At 58.4% G+C, this 23,316-nt stretch carries 19 protein-coding genes; 11 read left to right on the top strand and 8 right to left on the bottom strand.

Annotation, left to right across the window (positions count from 1 at the left end; translation table 11 throughout):
• Positions 1 to 71 precede the first annotated feature (71 nt).
• Positions 72 to 1,178: a hypothetical protein gene (locus TCELL_RS05710; protein ID WP_014737785.1), complete on the bottom strand. Its 1,107-nt coding sequence runs from the start codon at positions 1,176 to 1,178 to the stop codon at positions 72 to 74.
• Between the two features lie 384 nt (positions 1,179 to 1,562).
• On the opposite strand from TCELL_RS05710, the gene TCELL_RS05705 reads away from it, so the two are divergent.
• On the top strand, positions 1,563 to 3,263 hold the full coding sequence (locus TCELL_RS05705) for an alkaline phosphatase family protein (RefSeq protein WP_014737784.1): 1,701 nt from the start codon (positions 1,563 to 1,565) through the stop codon (positions 3,261 to 3,263).
• A 340-nt stretch (positions 3,264 to 3,603) separates the two neighbouring features.
• Positions 3,604 to 4,851: an oxygen-binding di-iron domain-containing protein gene (locus TCELL_RS05700; protein WP_014737783.1), complete on the top strand. Its 1,248-nt coding sequence runs from the start codon at positions 3,604 to 3,606 to the stop codon at positions 4,849 to 4,851.
• Between the two features lie 149 nt (positions 4,852 to 5,000).
• Here TCELL_RS05700 and TCELL_RS05695 read toward each other — a convergent pair whose 3' ends face one another.
• From TCELL_RS05695 to TCELL_RS05665, 7 genes are read right to left on the bottom strand one after another with little or no spacing between them, the layout of a single operon-like run.
• Positions 5,001 to 5,780, bottom strand: coding sequence for a 4-phosphopantoate--beta-alanine ligase (locus TCELL_RS05695; protein WP_048163285.1), 780 nt, complete (start codon positions 5,778 to 5,780; stop codon positions 5,001 to 5,003).
• The gene (locus tag TCELL_RS05690; protein ID WP_014737781.1) at positions 5,710 to 6,618 is read right to left on the bottom strand and encodes a pantoate kinase; all 909 of its coding nucleotides are present in this window, start codon (positions 6,616 to 6,618) and stop codon (positions 5,710 to 5,712) included. Before TCELL_RS05690 ends, TCELL_RS05695 begins: the two co-directional genes overlap by 71 nt.
• A gap of 6 nt (positions 6,619 to 6,624) precedes the next feature.
• The gene (locus TCELL_RS05685; protein WP_014737780.1) at positions 6,625 to 7,905 is read right to left on the bottom strand and encodes a BPG-independent phosphoglycerate mutase family protein; all 1,281 of its coding nucleotides are present in this window, start codon (positions 7,903 to 7,905) and stop codon (positions 6,625 to 6,627) included.
• 17 nt (positions 7,906 to 7,922) lie between these two features.
• Positions 7,923 to 8,744 carry a 3-methyl-2-oxobutanoate hydroxymethyltransferase gene (gene panB, locus TCELL_RS05680; RefSeq protein ID WP_014737779.1) on the bottom strand — a complete coding sequence of 274 codons (822 nt, stop codon included), beginning with the start codon at positions 8,742 to 8,744 and terminating at the stop codon, positions 7,923 to 7,925.
• Complete coding sequence (locus TCELL_RS05675; protein WP_014737778.1) at positions 8,722 to 9,669, bottom strand: ketopantoate reductase family protein; 948 nt, start codon at positions 9,667 to 9,669, stop codon at positions 8,722 to 8,724. Before TCELL_RS05675 ends, panB begins: the two co-directional genes overlap by 23 nt.
• Position 9,670: 1 nt before the next feature.
• Positions 9,671 to 10,549 (bottom strand): thiamine-phosphate synthase family protein, encoded by an 879-nt coding sequence (locus tag TCELL_RS05670; RefSeq protein ID WP_014737777.1) that lies wholly within the window; start codon positions 10,547 to 10,549, stop codon positions 9,671 to 9,673.
• Positions 10,536 to 11,171 (bottom strand): hypothetical protein, encoded by a 636-nt coding sequence (locus tag TCELL_RS05665; protein WP_238529001.1) that lies wholly within the window; start codon positions 11,169 to 11,171, stop codon positions 10,536 to 10,538. Before TCELL_RS05665 ends, TCELL_RS05670 begins: the two co-directional genes overlap by 14 nt.
• Before the next feature lie 146 nt (positions 11,172 to 11,317).
• Between TCELL_RS05665 and TCELL_RS05660 the strand changes: the two genes are divergently transcribed.
• From TCELL_RS05660 to TCELL_RS05620, 9 genes are all read left to right on the top strand, one after another.
• Entirely contained in the window at positions 11,318 to 12,037 is a 720-nt protein-coding gene (locus TCELL_RS05660; RefSeq protein ID WP_014737775.1) for an ABC transporter ATP-binding protein, read from the top strand.
• Between the two features lies 1 nt (position 12,038).
• Positions 12,039 to 13,304 (top strand): ABC transporter permease, encoded by a 1,266-nt coding sequence (locus TCELL_RS05655; protein ID WP_014737774.1) that lies wholly within the window; start codon positions 12,039 to 12,041, stop codon positions 13,302 to 13,304.
• 41 nt (positions 13,305 to 13,345) lie between these two features.
• Positions 13,346 to 13,861: a winged helix-turn-helix domain-containing protein gene (locus TCELL_RS05650; RefSeq protein ID WP_014737773.1), complete on the top strand. Its 516-nt coding sequence runs from the start codon at positions 13,346 to 13,348 to the stop codon at positions 13,859 to 13,861.
• Positions 13,861 to 15,261, top strand: coding sequence for a trehalose synthase-like protein (locus TCELL_RS05645; RefSeq protein ID WP_014737772.1), 1,401 nt, complete (start codon positions 13,861 to 13,863; stop codon positions 15,259 to 15,261). The genes TCELL_RS05650 and TCELL_RS05645 overlap by 1 nt, the downstream gene beginning before the upstream one ends.
• A 77-nt stretch (positions 15,262 to 15,338) precedes the next feature.
• On the top strand, positions 15,339 to 16,880 hold the full coding sequence (locus TCELL_RS05640) for a glycoside hydrolase family 57 protein (RefSeq protein WP_014737771.1): 1,542 nt from the start codon (positions 15,339 to 15,341) through the stop codon (positions 16,878 to 16,880).
• A 2-nt stretch (positions 16,881 to 16,882) separates the two neighbouring features.
• On the top strand, positions 16,883 to 18,805 hold the full coding sequence (locus tag TCELL_RS05635) for an alpha-amylase/4-alpha-glucanotransferase domain-containing protein (RefSeq protein ID WP_014737770.1): 1,923 nt from the start codon (positions 16,883 to 16,885) through the stop codon (positions 18,803 to 18,805).
• A 7-nt stretch (positions 18,806 to 18,812) separates the two neighbouring features.
• Entirely contained in the window at positions 18,813 to 20,375 is a 1,563-nt protein-coding gene (locus TCELL_RS05630; RefSeq protein ID WP_014737769.1) for a glycosyltransferase, read from the top strand.
• On the top strand, positions 20,376 to 22,271 hold the full coding sequence (locus TCELL_RS05625; RefSeq protein ID WP_014737768.1) for a glycoside hydrolase family 57 protein: 1,896 nt from the start codon (positions 20,376 to 20,378) through the stop codon (positions 22,269 to 22,271).
• A gap of 47 nt (positions 22,272 to 22,318) precedes the next feature.
• A complete protein-coding gene (locus TCELL_RS05620) occupies positions 22,319 to 23,260 on the top strand; it encodes a DHH family phosphoesterase (RefSeq protein WP_014737767.1) in 942 nt (313 codons plus the stop codon).
• Positions 23,261 to 23,316 lie beyond the last annotated feature (56 nt).

Genomic DNA, 23,316 nt, shown 5'->3' with positions numbered 1-23,316 from the left:
CTATAGTGCTCGCAGTCCTATTGGTCTCGGTCACACCGCCGAGTTACGCCCTACGACCGCTGTTTTGGGTTTTATGTCTGTTTATAGCTATTGATATGAATCCTACTTAGCCCTCTTAAGGCTATTAGGTATGCGGATGCCATGTGTCTGTCTAGCCCTCTCGTCTTCATGATCCTCTCGTGCTCTTCTGATTTTGTCGTGCCCTTCGGGTTTACTAGCACTACACACAATCCCTCTCTCAAGCTCCTCAATATACCGTGTAGTAAAAGCTGCCTCTTAGCGAATCTACTTATCTTCCTATTAGCACTAGGGCTTCTGGTATACCTCCTCTTTTTAATATCGAGGAGGTTTTCGAAAGCTACATGGGTTGCCCCCACTAGCTTTGCTAACCTGATTAAACGAGACAATGCTTGCAGTCTTTTCTGCTTGTTTAATTCGGCAGGAGAACCGTGTGACGTCACCTCGGGGAACCTAACACTCTTCACATAAACTATTTCGCCATCTCTATCCACAATTACCATATTGACCCTATCGCTATTCAAATCAAAACCAGCCACAAAGCCTCTGCCACTGGTTTGCTGGGTATTCGAGAAGTGTTTCAGGTATAGCTGTATAGGAACCTGAATATGTATCTTGGGATACTCCTTAAAGCTTATTACCACACCATAGCCTTCTTCTCTTCTGCTTGCCAGCTCCACGAGCTCTCTAAGCATGGGAATGTACTTCTCGCCGAAGAAGGCTTTAGCTCTAATCCAGCTTCTGTCCCAAGGATATTTAATCAGTACTTCAAAGAAGCCTTCTCTAGGTACCAGCTTTATATTCCTATTCCCATAGTCGAACCTGTTCCCCCTCGAGGCAGTCCAGAACCTCTTTATCTCACATTTTGTCGCAGACGACACTATGGTCTTAGCGTTTTTATAAGCTGTTTCGAGATACACATAGTCCGGTAATATACTGTATAGGCGTTTAGACGTATCGCTGTGCGAGACACCCTTAATGACATAATTCACCGATGCCTTCACGGTCTTTGAATAGGCTCTCGCCAGCCTAAGTAGCTTCATATAGTCTTCCCCGTCTTCTACTACCAGTTTTCCATTCACCGCCACCGCTTCAATGAGTCGCCCTATGTTCTCTCTATTCAACAACAGTGTAGACAACCACAACCACCTCTCTACCATACAGATGCTTCATCTTCATAGCAACACTCTTAGGAATATAGATGCCAAGGGACTTTCCTCTCCCAAGCTTAGAAAGAGTGGCCCTAAATACGAAAGTCTCAGACATCATCAGTCCCCTACATAATCGAATGACAGAAATGCTTATAAACGTTTCTGTCCAAAATAAATATATTGAGGAGCCCACTATGAACTCGATGAGCAGTTGTGAGGGGGAGGAAGGGCTTCTATGAAGCACCTCATTCGCTCGAGGGAGACAGGCTCCCGAAGAGCGGGTGAGGAGGCTAGATAGGGGGTGATGAGGCGAGCGGAGATATCAACCAACACAAACCGCTATGAAACCAGAACCCCTTCCCGCAGAGCGACCCGTGGGCTTGGGAGGGGAAGATGAGGGGCTCGATGGTGTTCAACCCCTACGACTCCTCCATGGGCCCGCCGTCCAACTCGGCCCTCTACACGACCAACCGCTCGGTCCCTGCCGCCTACTACGTGAACGTGGCGGAGGCCTCCGGCTGGACCGGTAGTTTGCCTGGGCTCACCGTGTACAAGGCCTGGGAGGCTTCGTTCACGTTCGGCGACGAGACCTGGTACTTCTACATAGTAGACACCACCGGCTCGGGCACCCCCGACAGGGTCGCTATAGTCCCGAGGTCTAAGGACCTGAGTAACGCCCTGGCTGTCCTGCGAGAGGGGGAGTGGAGCAAGCCCTTGAACACAACCCTCGTCTACAAGGGGAACACATACGTTATAGCGCCGCTCTTCAAGGCCCTCAACCTCTCCTTGACAAACTTCAGAGTATACAGGAGCCTCACGAGGCCGTTTGAGACCGCAACTAGGTGGTTCAGCAATAGGGATGTTGCCTGGAGGGTTTGGAACGAGGTCGTGACGAAGACGGGTATGATAACGGACGGCGACTACTTCGGTCTTGCAAACGGCTGGTACGACGAGGACACCTACATGGAGACGGTTTACTTCGCGAACAGGTTCTTCATGGAGTTCACGAGGTGGCTTATCAAGAACACGGACTGGAATCTCCTGATGACCTACACCCCGATAGTAGACAACGTCTACCACCAGTTCCTCGGCCTTACAGACCCGAGCATGCCCTACTACGACCCGAAGACGGCTCCCAAGTACGTCAACTACGTGAAGCAGGCTGTGAAGTGGGCTGACGAGTTCGTACAAATGATACTCACGGAGGTCGACCTCTCGAACACGGCGGTCATCGTTGTGTCGGACCACGGCCAGTGGCCTGTGGCCAAGCTGGTGTACGTAAACAACATTCTCGAGAACGCCGGCCTCTTGAAGAGGAGTGGTGGAGTAGTCCTACTGAACGAGACGGTTGCGTGGTACAACGGGTACAACCAGGTATTCATCAACTTGAAGGGCAGGGAGGCAGGCGGGATCGTAGACCCGTCAGACTACGACAGCGTTGTCGCAAAGGTCATGGACGCCCTAGCCTCTGTCAGAGACCCCGTGACCCAGGAGCCGGTGTTCAGCGTGGTCATGAAGAAGAGCGAGGCAGCGGCCTTCGGTCTCTGGGGTGACAGAGTCGGGGACGTGGTTATCAGCACGAAGCCCGGCTACGCTCCATTGGGAGGCTTCTCCCCTACCGGGAGCCCGTTTGTCGACGTAGTCCCGCTGAAGACCATTACCGCTAACCACCAGGACCTGCCCTACTACCCCGAGCTCTACGCGGTCTTCGCCGCTGTGGGGGCCGGCGTCGGGCACGGCGTCCTCGGGCTGGTCCAGTCCACTAGCGTAGCGCCGACTGTTGCCATGTTACTCGGTATACAGCCACCGCTGAATTCTACTGGCACCCCTCTACCAATAACAGGCCCAATCTACACCATAATGGTGGAGACGAAGACTGAAACGGTCACCTCGTATGTAACGTCTACGGTCACCTCCTGGCAGACTCTAACACAGACAAGTACTATAACACAGACAAGCACTACAACCTGGACGTCTGTCAGCCTCGTGACCGTCATGGAGAAGTACACCGACCCATTGTACGTGGGGTCGTTGATGGCTATAGCGGTCATTGGGTACGTTGTCGTCCTCCTGGCTAGGAGGAAGATCAAATAGTTTTTCCCCTCCCCCCAAACGACACGGGCCTTTCGCGTTAGTATCCCAGCCGGTCGATCTCGTGTGTTATAGCGCCGGGTAACTCCGGCGAGTAGCGGTTTAAACCCCTTTTATAGGCTAAGCCCCTCGTGTATCCCGGATTCACCACACTCCACGCCTAGAAAGGCCAGGAGAAGTGAGTCCTTGAGCCTCCTATCCCGGGGCACACTGCGCACTGTGGTCAACGCCTAAACAGGGTGGGACGAGTCCTCTGATACCAGCTGGCAGGGGAGAAACTCCTAAGATTCGTGGTTCTGAGCTTATTAGAATCTACTGACATAACGGGGTGTGAGGGTTTACGGTGCCGGCTTACTCGGTGGAAGACCACGGGTCTTTCCAGGTGGTTGTAGGCGAGGTCAAGCCGGGCGTTAAGGTCCTTAAGCTGGTCGACGGCGAGACTAAGTTCTTCGAGGCCCTCTGGGAGATCCCCGAGGGTGTGTCCTACAACGCTTACGTTGTCGACTATGGGCAGGGCGTGATCCTCGTCGACGGTTGGAAGACCGGCTACGGGCCTCTCCTAGTCGACAAGCTGAGGCAGCTAGGCGTCCTCGACAGGCTTAGCCATGTAGTAGTCAACCACATGGAGCCAGACCACTCGGGCTCCCTCCCTGAAGTGCTCGAGGCTAAGAAGGGGGTGAGGGTCCTCGGCCACCCCCTGACCAGGAAGCTCATCAAGGACTTCTACGGGCTGGAGCCCGACTTCAAGCCGGTGGCCGACGGCGAGAGGATGTCGGTAGGCTCACTGACCCTGAGGTTCAGCCACGTCCCGTGGCTCCACTGGCCTGAGACCATCGTGTCGCAAGTAGAAGAGCTGGGCGTGCTCTTCACCTGCGACATCTTCGGCTCCTTCGGTTCCCACAGGGCCGTAGCTTTAAGGGAGCTCGGCGAGGAGCAGAGGAGAGAGTACTACGCCCTCGCACGCAAGTACTTCGCCGACGTCGTAGCCCACTACAGGGACTTCGTGGTGAAGGCGTCCGGTAAGCTAAAAGAGGCGATATCGTCGAGCGAGCTTGTGGCTCCCGGCCACGGACTCGTCCTAGATAGAGCGGAGGCAAGCGGTCTACTCGACCTATACCTGGACTGGTCTACTAGCAGAGGCGGTAAGGTCCTGCTTCTCTACGCCTCAATGTACGGGCACTCGGAGAAGCTAGTTGTAGAGCTGAGCCGGCGCCTCAAAGAAGAGGGCGTGGAGGTCAGCCTGCACGGTTTCAACGACAAGCACCGCCACCACGTCAGCGACATCGTCAACGACGCTCTCGGAGCCGGCCTAATTGTGGTCGTCTCAACCGTGTACGAGAATAGTATGTTTCCCCTCGTCAAGTACACGCTCGAGCTGGTGGCGCACAAGACAGGCTGCGGCAAGGTGCTTTTCGTAGACGTCCACGGCTGGGGAGGCAAAGGCGTCGAAGCCAAAAAGTTGTTGGAGTCGCTGGGGTGCCCCGACGTAGTAGTGCTTGAGCTAAAGCCCTTCGAGGCGTCGACAGGTGCCGAGAGAGTAGTCCAGCAAGTGCTGGGCCTCGCTAGGCGACCAAGCCGCCAGGGGGATTAACGGGATACAGCTGGTCCGGTGAGCGAGCAAGGGGTTTGATGCCCGGTAGCCACCAGTAGGGTGCCATCTTAGGGGTAGAACCCGCCTATTTCCACGGTTCTGCTGGGCGTTTACCCTCTACTCCACTCCCGCCTAGCCCTTTCGTAGCCCTATCGAGTGCTAGAGCCCCGCATACTACTCGCGATCTCGGCTAGCCTGTCCCTTATGAAGTCCAGGGCTTCCGCCAGCACTTGGTTGTTGTCGTATGAGGCCAGTATCGCCTGTAGCTCGTTTTTAGGCCTCTTCTTGAGCTCTCTCACCTCCTCCACTAGAGCGGGCATTGCCCTCACAACGTTGTCTACGATCGTTATGCTCGCCGCCCTCGCGGTTCTCGAAAGCGGGTTCAGGTCGACCGCGATGACGGTCTTACCCATCCGTCTAAGAGCCTCCGTCCTGTCCCCGTCTTCGAGGGGCACCAACACGACGTCCGCGACGAGGATCCCCCTGGGGCTCACCCTCCTTCTCTCGCTGAACAGCTCCGGTATGGTCGCGGAGGCGTCCTCGCCCACCCCCAACACCTCTCGTGCGCCAGCCTCTCTCAGGACACCGGCGATAAGCTCCTCTCTCTCGCGTGTTCTGTAGAAGAGGTTCACCTCGATCCTCGCCAGGACCTCTTCCGCGAGCCTTACAACGTGCTCTGCGACAAGAGCGGCCGTGTTACCGTTAACGGATATGACCGGGTGCTTCGCTAGGAGTAGCGCGGCGGCAGCGGCCCTTATAGCCTTACGGGCGAACTCCCTCGTCTCCTCCCCTATCAGGTAGTCGAAACACTCGCCCCGACCATGGGCTATTAAGCCCTCTGGGACCACGTACCCCCTCTTAAAGCCTTCGACCAGCCTCTCCCTTATCAGCAGGCTCTCCCGCCTCGGGTGGCTCGGTGGAATGTACAAGCCCGACACCTTCGTCCGACACCGTTGTCTCAAACGTGTTTAGCCCACGACCCTTTAATAAAGAGGCAAGGTCGTGGCTCCACTCCCTCTCAACCCAGACCACGAGGGCGCTCTTCTTCAAGTAGAACCCCGCCACCCCCCTAACGCCAGCGAGCAGGTCTTCCACCCTACTGTAGTCGAAAAGCCTCCTCGTGAAGGACCTCGACAGCTCGAAGAAGAGGGCGACGTCGCGGGTCTCCAAGAGCCTCTCCACGGCTTTATCGACTAGTTCCCGGGCCCACGGGCCCATCCTGGAGAGAACCGCCGGCGTGGGCTCAGACCCCGGCAGCTCGGCGACTACGAGCGCGGGCTTGAGACCCCTCACAACCACGGCTTCCCCGACGCCCGGGGGTCCGGGCCTGGTCCTGACAACCAGGCCCCCGTGGAACTGGGCCATTACGTCCCCAAGACCCGTACTGTGCTCTACCTCTGCTACGTGGGCGCTCCACGTCGACCTCTCGGAGACTCCTCTGCCCAGAGCCACCGAGATCAGGGTGCTGAGGGAGAGCGACAGGGCGCTAGACAGGGCGAAGCCTTTACCTAGGCCTACAGGAGACGACGCGGATACGCCTAAGTTGAAGCCCTCCAGCCCGCAGATCCTGCGGGCGTGGCCCTCTAGCGCCCTCACCCCGTTGGCCTCGATATAGCAACCACTACTAGAGGGCCTAGCGACTACCCAGAGGTCTAGGACGAGCCCGGCCCCTAAACTACCCGTGTGCTGGGCGTCGGGGCCTTTGACCGGGGCCCAGAAGCCGGAGACGTGGAGGGGTACGCGGGCAAAAACTCTCGCCTTGCCCAACGGCTTCTACACCAAGAACCTGGAGTAGATGTCTGGGAGTAGCTGCCACCCGTGCTCGTAGACCCCCAGCCTCCCCCTGGCGCACTTCCTCTCCGTGAAGGCGTCCACGTCGTCTGGCGCGACGCCCTCCGCGTTGAAGACGACGGGGACTGGGTCGTCGGTGTGCGCCCTCACGCTAGGCGGGGTGGAGTGGTCGGCTGTCACTATCACGGCGAGCCTGCTAGGCCTGTTCTCGACCAGGAGGCTCACGTAGTACTTGTCTATCTCCTCGATCCTCCTCTTCTTCAGCTCGAAGTCACCGTCGTGCCCGGGCTCGTCCGGGCCCTTGAGGTGGACGTAGACGATCTCGTTGTTGCTGAGCGCCTTCATAGTGGCCTCGAACCTCTCCTCGTAGTCCCTTCTCGGGTTCCCGCTCGGGGGGTCGAGGACTACTGTCTCGGCGCCGAATATCCTGCCTATGCCGACCTCGACGGGCATCTCTGCTAGGACTGCGAACCTGCACTTGTACTTCTCCGTCAGGGGTTGCGCTCTCGGTAACGACCCTCCCGCGTCTCTGAGGAGGATCGCGTTGGCCGGGGGTAGACCCCTCCTCCGCCTCTCCTCGTTCACCGGGTGTTTGTCTAGGACCTCGATGGCCTTCTCCACAAACGCGTTCGCGAGCTCGGCGGTTATCCTAGCCTCGGGTGTGTCCTCGAGAGGCTCTACCCTAGCTATGTACGGCTGAAAGTCCTTCACTGCTACGCTTATCAGCCCCTTCCTCACGTAAGCCGGGTCGTTGTTGCTCACCATGGGGGAGAGCCTGCGGGATCGGCTCCCGATTATCACCACTGCTCTGTGCCCGATGGTAGCCTTGACCCTCACGTAGCCGTCGTGCACCCCCAGCTCCATGCCGTCCAGTTGCCCGGCCAGCATCCTGGCCTCCTCACTCGTGAGGCTCCTGCCCACCCTCCTGTCTACTATCTGCCTGGTAGAGGTATCTATAGTGGCGAAGTTCGACCTGAAGGCGATCTCGTAGCCGTCCTTGAAGGACATGCCAGCGCCAACAGCCTCTATAGGCCCCCTCCCAGTGTACACCTCGTGGGGGTCGTAGCCCAGTAGCGATATCACCGCCTCGTCGCTCTCCGGCGCTATACCCCTACCCACTGTGTACATGAGGCCGCAGACCCCGTACTTCGCGAGCTTGTCCAGGTAGGGTTTGTGGGATGCCTCCAGCGTGGTGACGGGGTCGCTCAACCTGTCCGAGGCCCCGTCGATTACGAGGTAGAGTAGCTTGTACTTCAAGCCCATTTAAACCCCCTGTTTAACTACTCGCTTCCTCGATTATAAGCGTCCGAGAAAAACGAGTGCTCCTTCCCGGGGAACAGGCCGGCCTTCACCTCCCGCACGTACTCGGACACGGCACTCAGGATGGCCCCCCTCAGGTCGGCGTACTTCTTGGCGAACGGGGGAGTCGACTCCGATAAGCCGAGCACGTCGTGGAGGACTAGTATCTGCCCGTCGCACATCCAGCCGCTGCCTATGCATATAGTCGGCACAGAGACCTGCTTAGTGACCTCCGCGGCTACGTCGGCGGCAGTGAACTCTATGACTATCGCGAAGACCCCGGCCTTCTCTATCTCCTTCGCGTCCTCGACGATCTTCTCTACCTCAGACGCCTTCACGCCCCTCCTCTTGTAGCCCCCGAGGAGCAGGTACCTCTGGGGTGTCAGCCCTATGTGGCCCATGACAGGGATACCAGCCTTGACCATGGCCTTTATGACGTCAGCCATCTCCGCACCCCCCTCGATCTTGACGGCCTCGGCCCCCTTCTTGAGCATCAGGCCAGCGTTGTAGACAGCGTCCTCGACGCTCGCCTCGTAGCTCAGGAAGGGCATGTCGCCCACTAGTAGCGCCCTCGGCTTAGCCCTCGCGGCGCTCTCCACGTGAAGCAGCATCATTTCCATCGACACCGGGATAGTAGAGGGTAGGCCGTGTACGACCATGCCAACACTGTCTCCTACAAGGATGATGTCGACCCCTGCCTGGTCTACGATCTTCGTCGTGGTGTAGTCGTAGGCTGTTATGGCGGCTATTTTCTCTGCGCCCTTCTTCTTTATAATGTCTCTAACTGTGACCTTCTTGCTCATGCCATCCCTCGATCATGTGTATTAGTAGTGTGATAACCTTGTTCACGCTTATATTCCAACCAGCAGACTCTAGAGTCCTCGCCACGAACCCGTTAATGTAGTCTACCTCGGTCTTCCTCCCCTTCATCAAGTCCTGCGCCATACTCGAGTAGTTCTCCCCTGTCGCCTGAGCCCCATTGAGGACGTGTCTAAGGAGCTTCTCTTTGTCTAGCGAGACGCCGTGGAGCCTCGCTGCTTCTACGACCTCGCTCAGTATCATCTCCACCAGGGACCTCGCCTCCTCTAGTAACACGACCTTGTTCCTGGCGCGGGCGATCGCCGTCAAAGGGTTCACGACACTGTTCAAGCCGAGCTTGAGCCACCTGTAGAAGTCTATGTTGTCCACCACCTTGACGTCGCAGCCGCCTCTCCTGAGGGACTCGGCCAGCTCGTCGAGGCCCTCGCACCAACCTCTCCTCGAGCCGACGACAACGGAGTTGCCTCCCGTGTGCTTCACGTAGTCTTCTCTGACCCTCTCAGCGCCGAAGTAGACGACGCCGCCCGCCACGCACTTGTCTGGGAAGGCCTCCTCGGCTAGCTCGAGGCTCCCGAACCCGTTCTGCACCATTAGGATTAAGCGGGCTAACCTTGATACAGCCCTCATCAAGTCCAGCGTGGAGGGGACGTCGACGGCCTTCACGGCGTTTATAACGTAGTCGCACTCCACCCCGGTCTCAGTGTAGAGGAGGGGCCTTACACGTACTAGGCTCGTACTACCCCCGAACTCTACGATCACTCCACCAGCCTTCTCGACGGCCTTCACAGACTCGCTCCTCCTGTAGAAGACGGCGACCTCCTGGCCCGGGTCTCCTCTCGACAGGTAGAAGGCTAGAACGGACCCTACAGCACCCCCTCCCACGATACAGTACTTGGCGTAGGCCGGCATGTCAGACCACGCCGTGTTGCAGTATGTAGTCCAGCACGTTCTCAAGCTCCACGAAGTCGCGTGCTAACAGGTAGATGTTGGGTTCGAGCCCTTTACCGCCCTGATCCACGATAACGTCCGGCTTCTGGGCGACGGCCTCTCCGACCGCTCTCCAGAAGGAGTCCTGGCTGTCGTGCGGGCCCGTCTCGACGACCTTCAGGCCCATCCTGGCCGAGAGCTCGCTTATCCAAGGAAGGTTCGCCAAGTTCATCACGACCCTCTTCCCTCTGTTGTACTTCCGGGCTAGCACGAGTATTCTAGCCAGGTGCCTACTAGCACCGTACATTGGCTCGCCCGCGTAAGCCACCTCGCCGTCCAGCCTCACTATCCTCCCCGTGAGGGCGATCACCTCGCCTAGGTCTACTGCCTCGCGGGGTGCGTAGGCTATGTTCGTGCCTACTTCGGGTATCAGCTTGTAGAGCATCGGCTTCGACAACAGCTTGTTGACGAAGTCCTTGTACTCGTCGATGAACGGGTCCACTAGCGAGCCCTTCACGCAGAACTCCCTCAGCCAGTACAAGTGCCGGCAGGCGTACCTCGTCGCCAACTCGTTGACGTAGTAGTTGGAGACTATCACGAACCTGAGGACGTCGCCCTTCTCGAGGTACGAGGCGAGGTTGTTGACCACGTAGAGGATCTCGTCCTCGGAGAACCCCATTGCGACGAGCTTCTCCTTGTACCCTGTGTAGGGCTTGCTCAAGTACTTGTTTACCAGGGGCTGGGAGACGCCGAGGAGCTTGGATATCCTGTGCTGGCTAATGTTCCTCCGGTGTAGCTCGTGGATTAAGAGCCCCCTTAGGTGGGGGAGGATCTTCTTACTAGCGATGTCATGTATTATCATGTAGTCCGAAGGCCCTCAGGGTCTCTTCTAGGCGGAGTTTACTCTCGCCCAGCATTTTATCCTTTGACATCTTCGCCGACACGAGCTCGGCTAGCCTGAGGAGCTCTCTCACCTCGCTCAACTGGGCGGCGAAGTACTCCTCGTAGTTCGACATCTCGTAGTAGAGCTCCACCAGCTTGGTCAACTCGTTGAAGACGATGCCCCTGAACAACTCCTTGTCTACGCTGCTGAGGCTGGGCTTAGAGGCGAGCTTCAAGAGGGTGCTCCTCACTCTGGCGGGCTCCAGGCTCTCGTACTTCAGCTTCAGTAAAGCCAGCTTGGGGTCGTCGGGCTCACCTGCGCCCCCGTACACAGCGCTCTTCACAGCCTCGACGTCTATGAACCTCCACCACGTCTGGTTGCTGGATGTGTAGGACTTCTCCACGACACCGTACTCCTTCTCCAGGCTCCTCAAGAGGTTGACAGGGTTGTAGTTGAAGCCCAGCCTCGCTAGCTTTAGGACCAGGTGCTTGAAGCTGAAGTCGCCGTACCTGTGGTCGACGTTCGGGTCTCCAGCCACCTCGAGAGCAGCCTTTAAAACAAGGAAGCCCTTGTCACCGTACTTGTCTAGGAAAGCTCTCACACGGTCGTAAACAGAGCTAGGGCTCAAAACAATACCCCGTTCACTTAATTTGGATGCGTGTGTTAATTTTTATAGGTAACCCGTACCCAGGGATACCCCCTCCACGGAGTGCAAGTAATACCCGGCTATCACCGGAGGGTGGCGGCTTGGCCGTAGCCGTCAGAGTGGAGCACCTGCGGAAGGCTTTCGGCAGGGTGGTGGCCGTCGAGGACGTGACCCTCGAGGTTTACGAGGGCGAGATCTTCGGCCTCATAGGGCCCAACGGGGCGGGGAAGACCACTACGCTCAGGATGATCGCCGGGCTCGTCAAGCCGGACAGCGGGATGGTCTCCATAATGGGTCTAGACCCGTTCAAGGAGTCGGGCGAGGCAAAGAGAGTCCTCGGCTACCTCCCGGAGGAGGCGGACGTTTACACCCGGCTGACCGGTCTAGAGCACTTGAAGTTCTACGCGAGCATCTACGGGGGTGACGTAGACGAGACCGTGAGGTACGGTGCTACTGTGAGCGGCCTGGGCGGAGACCTCTACAAGAAGGCCGGGGAGTACAGTAAGGGGATGAAGAGGAGGCTACTGCTCAGCCTCGTCTTGATGAGGAAACCGAAAGTAGCCCTCCTAGACGAGCCCACGAGCGGGCTCGACGTCTACTCCAGCATTAAGGTAAGGGACTTGATAAAGGGCTTCGCTAGGGAGAACAAGTCGACTATAATCCTCAGCAGCCACAACATGCTCGAGGTCGAGTACGTGTGTGACAGGGTGGCGTTCATCAACAAGGGCCGCGTCGTAGAGGTGGGCAGCCCGTCGGACTTGAAGAGGAAATACGGCGCCAGCAACCTCGAGGAGGTCTTCGTGAGGGCGACGGGTGGTTGAGATGAGGCCTAGGGCCGTGGAGGTCGTGGTGTGGAAGGAGTTGCTGGACCTGTGGCGGGACAAGAAGACGTTGTTCGCAGCAATTCTACTCCCCGTCGTGTCGATGCCCCTTATAGGGCTCACAGTCCTCTTACTGTCGACACAGCAGCCCGTTAACGTCGCCATAGTGGACATGGACAACACTACGTACAGCAACCCCACTCTCAACGTAACCGTGTCCTCCGAGTGGCTGGTGGGCAACTTGACGCGGGCGCTCGCCGCCACTGGATGCAACGTCCACGCATACACGTATGAGCCGGGCAACCTGACGTTATACGACCTGGTAGTCGTAGTACCGAAGTGGTTCTCGCGTAACGCGACCAGCCTCACGGAGCAGGCGAGAGTAGAGATAATAAGGAAGGCCAGTGTACAGCCGGCTCTCAACGCGGAGAACACGGTGCTCTCCACCCTCTCCCAGTTCTCGAGGAACCTCTCGGAGGTCAAGGTCGGGCAGCTCGCCCTGATGTCCGGGCTCGGGCCTGGATCCTTCAGCGTGGACTCCATACTTCAACCCGTCGTGGCGGGCCCCATAATAGTCATCACCCCCTCGGGAGCCCCAGCCTCGCCGTTAGAGCAGATCAAGCCCTTCATCGCCAAGGTCTTGATACTCGGCCTCATCTTCGTCGTGTCCCCAGCCTCCATGTACGTGGTAGACGGTATCGTGGGGGAGAGGGAGAGGAAGACCATTGAGTTGCTGCTGGCTACACCGCTGGGCGTCTCGGAGGTCATCACAGGGAAGCTGATAGCAGCGTCTATACTCGGACTAGTGTCGAGCCTCTCGGACGTGGCGAGCCTAATGGTCTACATGTACTTGATAGCCCTCTCCGTCGGCGGCTTCTTCTGGCTTGTCATAGACCTAAAGCTGGTGCTCCTCCACGCTGTTACGGCTTTCTTCACGATCCTCGTAACGGTGGCTATCGCGACCCCGTTCGTGACCAGGACCCAGGGGGTTAGGAGCGCGAGCAACATCGCGACCATGGTCAACATGATCGGCATGGCGCTGTTCTTCTCGGGCTTCATGATCGACTACCCCAAGATCGAGCCGAGCATCCTGTACCCGTTGATGGTACTACCCTACACGCACTCGATACTGGTGATACAGGACTACGTGTACGGAATGGTCTACTACTCCATGCTACACCTGGCAGTGCTGGTAGCGGTCAGCATACTACTCCTGTACGTGGGCGTCAAGAGCGTGAGCCCCGAGAAGATCCTCTTAGCTAAATAGGTTGCTGGATAAGTTTTTAACAACACCCGCTATTTATTTCTGTGAGGGATCGCCTCTTGAAGCAGTCCCACCTCAAGATCCTGTTATTGAGCGATGAAAACGGCTATTTGGACCTCGGTAGCGTTCAGCAGAAACTTAATTTGACCATGTCAAGTCTCAGGAAGTACGTACGCCAGCTCGAGAAGGACGGTTTAGTAGCGAGGAGCGAGAAGGGCCTCGTTTTGACCGAGAAGGGGCTGAAGCTGAAGAAGACCATACTCAACCTGAAGACGAAGAGAGACGTCCCCGCATACCTGATAACCGACCCCTCCACGGGGCAACCCGTACCAGTCAGTTTCAAGAGCTACGCCCAGCTGTACGCTCTCCTGGCCTACGACCTCGTGGACAAGACCCTTGTAGACAAGCACATCGCCCAAGGCTACTTGGCTAACTGGGCTAGAGACGCTGTCGGGGACGAGTACCTGGCGAGCCTCATCCAGAGCGGTGGGGTGAAGAACTCGAACGACCTGCTCTCTTACCTCAAAATGATCCTCCAGCTGGTAGCGGTCGAGAAGTAATGTCGGGAACGGGTGAGTGGAGCGGGGCCCTCGGGCTACTGGAAGATTACATCACTAGAGCTAGATGGTGGCCGTGGAAGACCGGGGGGAGAAGACCAGTCCTGGTTAAAACGGCCTTCGTAGAGGACATCGCCCACCTCAAGTTCAGCGACGGGGACAACGTCTACCAGGCATCATTCATATTGGGCGACCACCCGGGTCTACCGAGCGACAGGCTGATACCCTACAAGGGGAGGTTCATATACGAGGCGGAGTACGACAAGAGGTTCCTCGACGCAGTGAAGAGGGTGCCCGGCGTAGACGTCGAGCTGTCGAGCGACCTAACCCCAGTCGTGGTCTCGGCTAGACCTCTAACGCTCGACTCTACGAACGTCCTCTCCCTGGTAGAGACTGTGAGCGGCGAGAGGTTGGTGTTGAAGAGCTACAGGCTACTCCCCAGAGTCAACATGGAGTACGAGTGCCTCGTGAAGTTGAGTAGGGAGGGGTTCAAGAACGCCCCCCGCGTGAGAGGCCTCGTCTACGAGGACGGAGAGCCTATCGCCATGCTCCTCCAGTACATACCAGGCTACAACGACGCCGGCTACCCGTTCTACGTCGAGCTCACCGAGTGGCTGAAGAACCAGGGGACGAGGCTGAACGTGGGCCTCTCGGCCAAGCTGGGCGTGATAACAGGCGGCTTACACAGCGCTCTAAACAAGCCCGGCGACAGAGGCTTCTTCGGCCTCGAGGAGGTGTCTGACAGAGACGTGTTGAAGTGGGAGGAGAGGCTGAGCAAGAGGGTGAAGTTCATACTAGAGAAGTTCGACGAGTACGCGAGGGTTAAGGGGTTCGAGTGGCTGGCCTACTGGAGGGAGGTATTCGAGAAGAGGGGTCTACAAGCCGTCGAGGAGGCGCGTAGCCTCCTGGACAGGTTCCTCCACGCCTACAAGGCGAGGATACACCAGGACCTCCACCTCCTCCAGATGATCTACGACCCCGGCGAGAACGAGTTCTACATAATAGACTTCGAGGGCGAGCCCGGTAGGAGCCTCGAGGAGAGGCTAGAGAAGGAGCCCCCTCTAAGAGACGTCGCTTCACTCGTGAGGAGCTTCCACTACCTCTCCTTTGCGGCCTTGCTCAACACGCTTGGAGGCAGCGTAGACAGCTTGGCAAGGAGGGTTCTCGAGGAAGACCCCGCACAGGCTTGGAGGAGGACCCACCTGACCTCAATGGTGTACTCCTACCTCGCGAGGACAGGCCCCCTCGGCTTACACGGCCTTGGCGACAGGCTGGTACGCGACGTGGACAGCCTCTTAAAGCCGTGGATCGTCGAGAGGGCCCTCTACGAGCTCGCTTACGAGCTGATGTACAGGCCTGACTGGACCCCCATACCCTTACTGGGCCTACTGCGACTATACTGAACAGTTTAATCACATGTTTAAAGATCCCGTCATTATGGTTTATTTGGCTTAGAGTAATCTGTAATACTGGTGTTTAAATGCCCGACGTTGTTTTCGTGTTCGAGGTCCACCAGCCCTACCGTCTCGCTAGGAACGTCTACCAGAGGCTTGTCGAGAGGGCCCTCAAAGGCGAGCTCACGCTGAGAGACGTGGAGGAGGCTCTCTTCGACCAGCCCCTGAACAAACTCGTGATGGAGAGGGCGGCTGCCAAGTGTTATATACCCGCTACTCAGATCGTACTGGAGAACATCAACCGCTACAAGGACTGGGACAGGAAGTTCAAGGTCACTTACTCGGTTTCGGGGGTCTTCGTAGAGCAGGCTAGGCGGTGGGCTCCGCAAGTGATCGAGCTCTTCAGGAAGCTGGCGGAGACAGGCCTGGTGGAGTTCGCGAGCCAGACCTACTACCACAGCATGGTCGCCTTTCTCGGCGTCCCCGAGTACAAAGAGCTCGTCGAGCAGGTCACAGAGCACAGGAGGCTAATGGAGGAGACCGTCGGCTACAGGCCTACTAGCATCGAGAACACGGAGTTCTCGTACAACAACGACATAGCCGCCGTCTTCGCCGGGCTGGGCTACAAGGTCGTGTTGACGGAGGGCGTCGACAGGGTACTGGGCTGGAGGTCCCCGAACTACGTCTACAAGGCGTACGGTAGCGAGATAAGGGTGTTGACGAGGAACTACAGGCTGAGCGACGACGTAGGGTTCAGGTTCAGCGACAGGAACTGGGACCAGTACCCGTTGACGGCTGACAAGTACTCGGCTTGGCTGGCTGCCACCCCCGGCGACGTGATTATGATAGCCGTGGACTACGAGACCTTCGGCGAGCACCACTGGCCTGAGACCGGCATACACGAGTTCCTCCGCTGGCTCCCCGGCGAGGTCCTGAAGTACACGAACCTCTCGTTCTCTACGCCGAGCGAGGTGGTAGACAAGTACCCGGCTAGGGACGTATTCGACGTCCCGCCTTGGTCCTCGATAAGCTGGGCGGACGAGCGGGACCTGAGCGCCTGGCTGGGGAACAGCATGCAGCAGGCCTCTATGAAGGCGCTCTACGACCTCTACTACTACGTGGTGGCGCTTGACGAGCCGGGGTTGAGGAGGCTGTGGAAGCTCCTCACGATAAGCGACCACCTGTACTACCAAGCCACGAAGTTCGGTAGCATAGGCGAGGTCCACGCATACTTCTCGCCCTACAAGAACGCCCCGGACGCCTACGCCCTGTTCATGGAGGCTGTGGGGGTCCTGTCTATGCTTGTGGCCAGCTCGATAGCCAGGAACCCGAGGGGGTTCGCGAGGAGGTTCAAGACGCCGCCCGAGAAGGCCTTCTACTTCTACTCACCTCTCGAGGGCTTCATCGGCCTCAAGGCCTCGAGCCTACTGGAGCTCGCCGACCAGGTGAGGGGCGTGCCGGACGACATAGTCCTCTTCCACGCGAGGAGGGGCGACTTCTCGAGCTGGGTGAGAAACGTCTTTATGCTCGGCGACCTAGCAGACAGGATCAGTGAGGCCGAGAAGAGAGAGCCCCGCGAGGCCAAGGAGCTGATCGCGAGGCATATAAACGAGTACCTGGGTGTATAGCCTTGCCCGGCTACTTCGTGTTCGCAATACACTTCCACCAGCCGACAGGGCAACTGAAGAAGGTCAACGACAGGATCTTCGAAAACAGCTACAAGCTACTACTCGAGGTGCTGAAGGAGTTCAGCGACCTCAAGTTCACAGTACACGTGAGCGGCCCGCTCCTACTGTACGCCAGCGAGTACTACCCCGATTGGCTCAACGAGCTCGCCAAGCTAGCACAGTACGGTGTGGTCGAGGTGCTGGGAGGGAGCCTGGGCGAGGCGATCCTCCCGATACTCCCCGGTGAGGACAGGGACCTCCAGCTACGGGAGTACATGAGGCTCGCAGAAAAGGTCTTTGGGCTCAAGCCGAGAGGTGCCTGGCTACCGGAGAGGGTCTGGGAGCCCGGACTAGTCGGGCACTTCGCGAGGAGCGGTATAGAGTACGTCCTACTCGACGACTCCACGCTCCAGAGGGCGAACAAGGCCAGTAGTGACTCCCTGTACCCCTGGCTAACAGAGGACGCGGGGAGTAGACTCGCGGCGTTCTTCATAGACACAGCCCTCCGGTACGTCCTCCCCTGGGAGCACCCGGACAGAGTGATCGACTTCATGAAGACCAGAGTAAGGGGCCTCGACAACCCCGTGCTTGTCTGGGGTAGTGACGCCGAGAAGTTCGGCGAGTGGAGAGACCCCGGCTGGGCAAGGTGGTGGCTCAGGGAGTTCCTGAACAAGCTGAGGTTCGAGAGGGAGATACAGACCATACACCCCTCCGAGTACTTGAAGCAGTTCGGGGTCAAGGGCCTGGTCTACCTGCCCCCGGGCAGCTACGACAAGATGCTGGAGTGGAGCGGCGGGTTCTTCAGGAACTTCATCGTCAAGTACGCCGAGGTCAACAACATGCACAAGAAGATGCTGTGGGTGAGGAGGAAGCTGGAGCGCGCGGGCGGCGGGCTGGAGGAGGCCTGGAGGAGCTACCTGCTCGCGCAGTGCAACGACGCGTACTGGCACGGCTTGTTCGGAGGAGTGTACCTGTCCCACCTCAGGCAGGCGATCTACGAGAACTACATCAAGGCGGAGAGAGCTGCCGAGGAGGCCGCGGGCTACTTCGAGGAGGAGGCCCGTAAACTCCTCCTAGAGGACTTCGACTACGACGGCCTAGACGAGCTCCTGGTCGAAGGCAAGGACTACAACGTCTACATAGACCTCCGGGACGGCGGCACTGTCTTCGAGTTCGACGTCAAGAGGAAGGGGCTCGAGCACAACCTCCAGGACACGATGAGCAGGTACGCGGAGCCCTACCTCGAGGGGGCGAAGTTCACGCCCGACTGGTACAGGCGTGTCAGCGCTAGAGTCCACTTGTGGAGCACCGACACGGGGATAGACGACTGGCTGTGGAACACGCCCTTCAAGGACCTCAGCGACCTCGCTTTGGCTAGGCACTACCTCACTCACATGGACAAGGAGGGTGTGACGCTGAGGGCTACAGGTGGCTACTACGTCTTCGGGAGTAGGGTCGCCGAGGTCGAAGTGGAGAAGAGGGTGAGGTTCTTAGACAACGGCTTCGCTATCGACTACGCAGTGAGGAACCTGAGGGGCGGTGTCGTAAGGGCCAAGGTGGGCTACGAGTACCACCTGGCGCCTAAGGTAGACAGGGTGGGCGAGGGGGAGCTCTCCTACTCGGTGGGCGGCTCGCGGATGAGCGTCAGGGACAAGTACGTGGGCAGGGCCAGCTCTGTAAGGGTGTCGAGCCCCGTCTACCCCGACGTAGTGCTGTCGGCGAGTAGAGAGCTGGAGGTGTGGGTGGCACCGCTGTCTACTCTAGCGAGGACCGAGAAGGGGCTTATGGAGATGTACCAGGGGCTAGCAGTCCAGTTCGTGGACCAGGTCGAGCTAGACCCGGGGAGAGAGGTCAGGCTCACCGTAGAGACGAGGGTCGCGTGGTAGTCTAGAGTTGAGGGCCTGGATCCTGACCTTCGAGTCCAAGACGACGAGGAAGGTCGGCGGTCTGGCCGAAGTACCGCCGGAGCTGGCCAGGGGCCTCAACGAGAGGGGAGTCGAGGCCGTTTTAGTGACACCCTCGCATGGACTCACCCCCGAGGGGGAGGTGTTACTAGAGTACAAGGTCGATGGCGAGGTCTACAAGGTGTTCTCCTCGGACATCGCCGGCTTGAGGCACTACATTGTCAGCGGCGGCCTCTTCAACAGCAGCGACGTCTACGGTGGCGACCTCTACGCGAAGGCCCTCGTCTTCACGCGCGTGGTGAAGGCCCTGTACGAGAAGTCCCTGGACGAGGGTGCCTGGCCCGACGTCCTCCACGCCAACGACTGGCACTCGGGCCTCTCAATCGTGGCGGTGAACAGCCTGTCCCTCGAGAAGGGGGTGAAGACGAGGCTTGTCTACCACGTGCACCTGCTCTCGAGGTCGAGGGCGAGGCTAGAGGACCTGGAGTCCCTGGCGAGCGGGAAGCGGGTTAGGGGTAAGCACGGCGTGAGGGACTTGAGGTTCTACTACGAGGCCTCACAGGGGTTTACCGACAAGCTCGTCCCCCTCGTCTCCGACGCCACGGTCACCGTTAGCGACGACTACGCTAGGACCGTCGAGAAGTGGGTGGGCCTCAACCACGGCCTGAGAGTCCTCACGGTGCCAAACGCGAGCTCGTGGACGCCCGAGTTTGTCCAGAAGCACGTCAAGGAGCTAGCGGGGGACAGGGGGGTGGCCGACAGAGCCCTAGCGAGGAGGGCCGTGTTCAAGGAGCTGTGCTCGGGGAGCGTCAGCGAACTCTCCGACGAGGCCTACAGGACGCTCAAGGCCCTGGGAGTGGAAGCCGCGAGCGACACCTGGCACCAGTGCTTCGAGGAGGACGGTAACCTGGTACTGGCCACCGGTAGGGTCTCCAGGCAGAAGGGCTTCGACCTTTTGCTCAACGCCCTCGAGAAGGTCTTGGTCAGGAACCCCTCGGTCAGGGTACTCTTAATGGTCATCCCAGTGCCAGGCTCCGAGAGCATCCTCGAGTTCATGGTCAGGAGGCTCAGGCTGTTCGACAAGAACCTGAAGATAGTCTTCGGCCACGTGGAGAAGAGGGTCTTCGTCCCCGCCCACTACGCCGCAAGCGTGTTTGTCGCCCCGAGCATCTACGAGCCCTTCGGCCTCGTAGCACTAGAGGCGATGGCCTCGGGCACCCCGGTTCTAGCGAGCGACACCGGCGGGTTCAAGACGACAGTCCTCGACATAAGGGTACACGGGGTACGTGGGACAGGGGTGCTCTTCGAGAACGGGTCGGTGGAGCAGCTAGCCTCCTACCTAGCAGACCTAACACTGTTCATGGCCGCCGGGGACAGCAAAGCTCAACCCACACGGGTGTCTAAAAAGATAGTGGACCCGGCTATAAGGAGGCTGCTCGAGGAGGAGCCTAGAGCTCCATCGATTATAAGGAGATCTTGTGTCCATAGATCGGTGGATTTCAGTTGGGCGAGGTCTGTCTCGAGGCTACTCGAGGTATACGGGGCGGTTTGATTGTCTAGCATCGTCCCTTTTAAACACGTAAACGGCGTAGAGGCCTACCTCGTGCTGGACAAACCGCTCTACAAGCCCGGCGGGGAGGCCAAGGCGCACATACTCCTCGAGAACAGGGGGAACGAGAGAAGCCTGAGAGTCAGGCTGGTCGACGAGAAGAACGCTGTCCAGGCCGAAAAGACGGTGAACCTGAAGGCGGGGGAGAGAGTCGTAGACATAACCTCGGTCTCCTTGATCGAACAGCCCGGTATACACAAGTTGAAGCTCTACCTGGACTCCTCGGCGGTCGACGAGGTAGCCTACATCACGGGCGACCCGTCGTCGAGGAGGCCTGTTAAAGTGGCCTTTGTGTGGCACAACCACCAGGCCCCTAACTACGACCCCGCAGGCAGGTTCCACGCGGACTGGGCCTTCACGTACGTCTACAAGGACATACTCAACCCCTACGGCCGTGGCCCCTACCACTACCACGCGGTCTTGCTGAAGAACCACCCGAGCTACTCCGCTACGTTCAACCTTAGCCCCAGCCTGCTCTACCAGTGGGACATGGCCGTCAAGGGGCGTGTGGTCTTCAAAGACGGGAGGGGGCTCGCCAGGGAGAGCGACGAGGTGAAGCTAGTTGAGGAGACACTGAAATCCTACGTGGAGTTCGCCAGGGGCGGTAGGGTAGACATTCTGACCAGCGTGTACGCTCACACGATACTGGGCTTCCTGACAGACGTGCTAGACGCACCCGACGTCGTCGCCGAGGAGGTCGCTTACGGGGTCAAGGTGAGCAAGGAGGTCTTAGCCGGGTACGAGCCCCTGGGGTTCTGGACCCCCGAGATGGCGTTCTCTATGAAGCTTGTGAAGATACTCCAGGACAACGGGCTGGAGTACACGGTGCTGGACGACTCCAACCACTTCTACTACGCGGAGGGCGAGAGGGCGACGCACTACGAGCCGTACATCCTCTTAGACCCCTCCACCAGGAGCCACATAACCGTGTTCTTCAGGGACAGCTACCTCAGCAACGTCCTGAGCTTCCAGAACAACTTCGTGTCCGAGCTACACGCTTGGAGGAACGCGTACGAGTTCGCGTACATGGTGGCGGGGAAGTGGCTCGAGAAGGCGGCGAGGATAGTGACAATAGCGCTCGACGGCGAGAACTGGATGGCGTTCTCGAAGAACCCTCCCCTCACCGCGTACTTCTCGGACAAGCTCCTCCTCTACCTCGAGGCCTTGTCCGACTTCAACTTCATCAAGACGACGCACCTCAGGGAGGCCCTCGAGGAGGTGCCGGCGAGGAGGGTGCTCACCAACATACCCACCAACACGTGGCTTGGGACTTTCAACAAGTGGCGTGGCGAGGTCGCTGAGCAGGAGAAGCACTGGACGAGGGTGGCCGAGGCCCTGAGGCTCCTCAGGGCCTACGAGAACATGATCCAGGGGAGGGACAGCTACAGCGCGTCAGCGAGGTACGCACTATGGCACGCCCTCGACAGCGACTACTGGTGGGCGGAGTTCTGGAGCCCCGGGGTCATAAACGCGTGGCTCGACGAGGCCTACAGGGTGTTGCAGGACAGGCTCGGTAAAGTCAAGGTTGTGGACGTCAAGGTCAGGGGGGACCTTTACATGGGAGGGGAGTGCGAGCTCGTCGCCTCCGTGGAGAACAACCTAGACAGGGACGTAAAGGTCAACATACTCGTAGACTCCTACGTTCTCAGGGACCTAGCCGGGGCCCCCAGGCAGGTCGTCTTGAAGGCTAGGACAGTCAACAACGTAGCCTTCAGGGTCCGGGCGACGTCTGCCGGAGAGGCGCCTGTCTCTATCCTGCTACTCAGCGATAGTAGCGTAGTGTCCTCGTACACGAGGAGCCTGTATGTCGCGCAGAGGCTCCCGCATAACCCACGTTAGTTTTTTAAACAGTGCTTACAAATTAACTTACACGCCCTGGGTAGGTAGTGTTGAGTAGAGTCTCGATAACGCACTGGGATATCGACGGCCTCGCGTCGGCGGCCTTCATCTACTTCAAGGTTAGGCCGGTACAGCAGATACTGGCCTCGGTGACCTCGCTACCCAACTACCTCTTAGAAGTCCTCCGCCAGACCCCGCCAGTTAGAGAGGTCTGGATAGCGGACTTGAACCCCCAGGTGTCTAGCCTGAAAGCCCTGATTACGTTCCTCGAGGAGGCCAAGAAGAGGAGGATCAGGGTCTACTGGCTGGACCACCACGAGTGGGACCCAGGCGTGTACAGAGAGCTAGTGGGCTTCGACGACGTGCTGACATACGTGGTCGACCCCAACTACACCGCGGCCGACCTTGTCGCCAGCAAACTCGGGTTGAGAGGAGACAAGTTCGTCGAAGAGCTCCTCAAGCTCTCCTACGACGACGACTTCTTCCTCAACAAGTACGAGCTTACAGTGAGGTGGAGAAGGGTGCTGAGGTGGTACGGCTGGGAGGTGAGGTACAAGGCGTTGGAGTCCTTTAAGAGGAGAGACCTGGCCCCTGCGTGGATGATCGAGCTGTACAACAGAGAGGTCTCGGTGGTCTACGAGAACCTAATCAGGGAGGCGATCGCCAGGATGGACATCGTCGAGAGAGACGGGTTCAGGATAATGGTATTCCCCGACGTAGACCCACGAGTACACCCCGGCGAGATCGTCGACGTATCGGAGAAGAACGGTCTTATAGCCCATCTCTACATCGTCAGGTACCCGCGAGGTGTCAGCCTGAGGAGCGACTACATAGACGTCTCGTCGATCGCCAGAGACCTGGGCGGGGGCGGTCACGCGAGAGCGGCAGGTATACCGGGCGAGGTCAGCCTGAGGGCAGTGCTAAACAAGGTCTTCGAGAAGATAGACCAGTCGAAGTACGTCCCTTTAACTAAAAGCCAGGTCGTTTAGAAGCCCTGCTTCCTTGACGTACTTATTGAAAATCAACGTTATATTACATAAGTGTT

This window comes from Thermogladius calderae 1633 (genome assembly GCF_000264495.1).
Taxonomy (GTDB): Archaea; Thermoproteota; Thermoprotei_A; order Sulfolobales; family Desulfurococcaceae; genus Thermogladius; species Thermogladius calderae.
This window is presented reverse-complemented; position numbering and strand designations above follow the sequence as displayed.

Bases quoted from the DNA above. Each gene is read 5' to 3' on its own strand.
- TCELL_RS05710 (WP_014737785.1), bottom strand. From the start codon at position 1,178: ATGGTAGAGAGGTGGTTGTGGTTGTCTACACTGTTGTTGAATAGAGAG.
- TCELL_RS05645 (WP_014737772.1), top strand. From the start codon at position 13,861: ATGTCGGGAACGGGTGAGTGGAGCGGGGCCCTCGGGCTACTGGAAGAT.
- TCELL_RS05640 (WP_014737771.1), top strand. From the start codon at position 15,339: ATGCCCGACGTTGTTTTCGTGTTCGAGGTCCACCAGCCCTACCGTCTC.
- panB (WP_014737779.1), bottom strand. From the start codon at position 8,744: ATGAGCAAGAAGGTCACAGTTAGAGACATTATAAAGAAGAAGGGCGCA.
- TCELL_RS05675 (WP_014737778.1), bottom strand. From the start codon at position 9,669: ATGCCGGCCTACGCCAAGTACTGTATCGTGGGAGGGGGTGCTGTAGGG.
- TCELL_RS05685 (WP_014737780.1), bottom strand. From the start codon at position 7,905: ATGGGCTTGAAGTACAAGCTACTCTACCTCGTAATCGACGGGGCCTCG.
- TCELL_RS05655 (WP_014737774.1), top strand. From the start codon at position 12,039: ATGAGGCCTAGGGCCGTGGAGGTCGTGGTGTGGAAGGAGTTGCTGGAC.
- TCELL_RS05670 (WP_014737777.1), bottom strand. From the start codon at position 10,549: ATGATAATACATGACATCGCTAGTAAGAAGATCCTCCCCCACCTAAGG.
- TCELL_RS05705 (WP_014737784.1), top strand. From the start codon at position 1,563: ATGAGGGGCTCGATGGTGTTCAACCCCTACGACTCCTCCATGGGCCCG.